This is a genomic window from Nostoc sp., from assembly GCF_054880495.1.
Genome location: NZ_JBTYKD010000102.1, coordinates 1 through 3593, shown reverse-complemented (window position 1 = coordinate 3593; position 3593 = coordinate 1). Strand labels below are relative to the sequence as shown.

Sequence of the window (3593 nt, the reverse complement as noted above, 5' to 3'; positions counted from 1 at the left end):
ACGGGAATGAGAAATTCCAATTACTCGTTTATCAATCCGTGATATTTTCTGAACTATTTCTTCAGTATTATCAGGGCTACAATCATTAACAAAGATAATTTCATAGTCTATTTTGAGCCTTACAAATGTCTCCTTCAGACGCTCATACATAATAGGAATTGCTTTATTATCCTTATAACAAGCGATGATAGCTGTTACGCTATATGTGGTATCTAAGCCAAACTTTTTAGAACTTTGATGATATCTTTGCTTATCTTCTAATCCCTTATACCACTCAGTCGTCTTTAAGAGACCATCTTTAAAGCTTGTCTGAGGTTTCCAAACCAAAAGCTCTTGGGCTTTCGTTACATCAGCATACCAATCAATCACATCCCAATGGCGATTTGTCATGGAATTATAAGTTGGCTCTTTACTAATGTTAAATATCTTACTAGCAAAAACTGCTACGTCACTAATAGTCGTTTTTTGACCACTACCGATATTAAATGATTCTCCATAATCTTCATTTTTTAAGTTCAGTGCAGTATCAATAAATGCTTCACAGGCATCATCAATATAGACAAAATCTCTAGAAATATCAGGACTAACAAAATTAGGATATTTGCTCTCAAGCCCGCAGCGAATCAAATTCGGAATTAGCCTCGATGAATCTTCTAGGGGACCATAGACAGAATATAATCTTAAATTCGCGCAAGGCAGTTGCTGTTTTTTTCCATAGAAATACAAGAGATTGGCACAAGCAATCTTAGAGACAGCATAATCACTATTAGGGGCAGGTAGCTCAGTTTCACTAGGCCCAGCAGATTTATCTCCGTATTCAGAAGAACTTCCAGCATGAACGTAACAGGATATCTGGTGAGAGGCTAGTCGCTCTAAAAGTTTGGCAGTTAGGTTAAAGTTGGTTTGATAGATCAATTGGCTATCCTTTTCAAAGGAATAAGCTCCGAAAGCCACGCAGTTAAATATTGTTTGCGGTTTAATTTTATCTATTAAAAAATCTAGGTTGGAATCTACTAGCAAATCAACAACAATAACATTCTTGTCACTCAGCCCCTCCAATCGCCAAGCAGGGAAGCGAGAAGTAGTACCAAAGACATCTTCCCTGACCTTGAGTAATTGTCTAAGTAAATTGGCACCAATAAAACCACTACCACCGAGAACTAAAATTGGACCCTGTAGCCGCCTGATTTTGTGGTCTAAATCCATAAATCACCTCTTCAACTCTCTAACAAGGTTCACAGCATCTAAACCACATTCTTGACGATGAAAATTCTGAGAACCATAAAGTCCAGATACATACCCCAAAGCATGGCGGTGCGTAAACTGCGGTGGTGCACAATTCATCTCCAAAAGACAACGGGCAATTATCTGACCAACACTTCCCTGAGCCACATGTTCTTCAATTACGAACAAATGACGTGATTTCTGTAAGTCATCAAGGAAATCTTTTGGGATTTTAGCCGCCTTTATCGGCAATTCAGTTAAAACCCAGATGTCTGGACGATCGCACTCACTCAAATGCTTTGCCGCCTCAACGATACTTCCAGCCAAAGGGCCAACAACTAAAATCGTGGCTCCTTTACCCCTCATCAATCGCCGCCAAGAAGAATACTTGGGAAGCTCTAAATCCTTTGGCTTTTCACATCTACCGAGGCGCAGATAAGCAGGATGCTCTAAGTTAGTAAGCTGATTGATAATCTCTGGAACATCTGCGGCAAAAGCAGGCACGAAAACATGCATATTGCTCAGACAGAGCATAGTCCCATAGTCTTCAAGTGCATGATGTGTTGCTCCCATCACTCCATAGCCATAACCACCTCCATTCCCAACCAGCCGCACAGGGAGATCGTGCATACAAACATCATTGCGGATTTGCTCAAAGGGTCGGGCATAAACAAAGGGAGCAATACTATAAACCCAAGGTTGAAAACCTGTTTGAGCTAAACCCGCAGCCACAGATACCATATTTTGTTCTGCTACACCTGCATTGATAAAACGTTCGCCCAAACTCTCTTGTAAAGGTTCTAGAGCTTTGTATCCCAAGTCACCACTGAGAAATACTAACTTAGGATTAGTCGCACACTTGACAAGGGTTTCACAAAAGATGTTTCTCATATCCCCACCTCTTTTAGCGCCTGTTGATACTGGGTTGGAGTCATTGGTAAATAGTGCCACTCCATCTTGTTCTCCATGAAGGAAACACCATTCCCCTTCTTGGTATGAGCAATAATAACGTGAGGCTTGTTAGGAGTGGATGAAAGAGCTTCTACAATTGCATCTAGATCGTGACCATTAATCTCAGTTACAGCACAACCAAAAGCACGAAACTTTTCAGCCAATGGCTCTAAATTAGCTACTTCTCGCGTAGTGCCAAAGCCTTGTAACCCATTACAGTCAATAATCATTGTTAATTGATACAACTTCTGATGCACAGCAAAAATGAGAGCTTCCCAATTAGAACCCTCATTCCATTCACCATCCGACAGCAGACAAAAGATCCTCCCTGATTCACTCTTGAGTTTCTTTGCTAGGACTAATCCATTGGACAAAGACAAGCCGTGACCTAAACTTCCCGTGGCAAACAGAATTTCAGGCATCCAACCGATAGGGGGATGTCCACTGAGCTTTGTGCCATCTTGATGAAACTTTTGTAGGTCTTCATCACTCAAGCGCCCCAAAGACCATAAAGTAACGTAAAGTGCCCCAGCAGCATGACCTTTAGAGAGAACAAATGCGTCATCTTCATTCAAAAATTTGTGGTACAAAACTATTAGTAAATCCAGTGATGACAAGTTACCGCCAATATGACCAACACTACTTTCAAAATGCATTTTAAGTAACCGTGTCTTAGCTTTAACAATAATCTCTGCAAATAATTCCATGATGAAAAGTTAAACTATGGATGTTATCAAAAATAAGATTAAAGCCGAGAACTAAGCAAAAGCGGAAATTGTGACTGATAAGATTGTAGATAACTTACATTTCTGTTTTTTCTGGAACACTAATATATATAGATTTGTCATCCATCCATGGCACTTCAGCAAAAGACCAAGGCTTACTAAAAACAACTTTGTATCCAGCTATGTGAATATCTTTATTTGAGAGAATTACGGCTTTTTTTGTATTGATTACTTGCTGAATTTTTTTTGCTTCTTCAGGATATGCCTGTTCGATTGAGGGGAAATAAAGTGATGACATTTGAATTTTTTGTAAATTATTAATTACCATAGCAACAGAGTCCAATGTATAATTTACTATGTAGTATGAATTGTCAAACTTTGATATCTCATTAAAAATTTCATGATAGAACTGATAGTATTTTTGGCTTAAAATTTTTCCTCTAAAAATGCTAATTTCATTTGAAATAACTCCTTTACCCATCAAGGTATCTAACTTCCAGGGAAAGTAAACAGAACTGGTTTGTGAAAAAATAAGACTATTAGTCCAAATAAAACAAATAGAAATTAATGGTAATATCATAACTATTTTAATCTTACGACCAAGACGGGGCAATATTTTAACAACGCTATAAATGATAACTCCAATACCAAGAGATGAACTATTGGCTAATCTAAACACTTCATAAATATGAA

The 3593-nt window shown here is 38.4% G+C and carries 4 protein-coding genes; all 4 read right to left on the bottom strand.

Annotated elements, in window-relative coordinates:
* Positions 1-1206 (bottom strand): NAD-dependent epimerase/dehydratase family protein (locus ACYTXL_RS11600; protein WP_461924875.1); only part of this gene is annotated, 1206 nt, incomplete at its 3' end.
* A gap of 3 nt (positions 1207-1209) precedes the next feature.
* Positions 1210-2115, bottom strand: coding sequence for a transketolase family protein (locus tag ACYTXL_RS11595; protein ID WP_461924874.1), 906 nt, complete (start codon positions 2113-2115; stop codon positions 1210-1212).
* Positions 2112-2882: a transketolase gene (locus tag ACYTXL_RS11590; RefSeq protein ID WP_461924873.1), complete on the bottom strand. Its 771-nt coding sequence runs from the start codon at positions 2880-2882 to the stop codon at positions 2112-2114. Before ACYTXL_RS11590 ends, ACYTXL_RS11595 begins: the two co-directional genes overlap by 4 nt.
* Before the next feature lie 94 nt (positions 2883-2976).
* Positions 2977-3593: hypothetical protein (locus ACYTXL_RS11585; protein ID WP_461924872.1), on the bottom strand; the 617-nt coding region annotated here is incomplete at its 5' end.

What these genes read in the sequence shown, in the direction of transcription:
- ACYTXL_RS11595 (WP_461924874.1), bottom strand. Translation starts at nt 2,115, where the DNA reads ATGAGAAACATCTTTTGTGAAACCCTTGTCAAGTGTGCGACTAATCCT.
- ACYTXL_RS11590 (WP_461924873.1), bottom strand. Translation starts at nt 2,882, where the DNA reads ATGGAATTATTTGCAGAGATTATTGTTAAAGCTAAGACACGGTTACTT.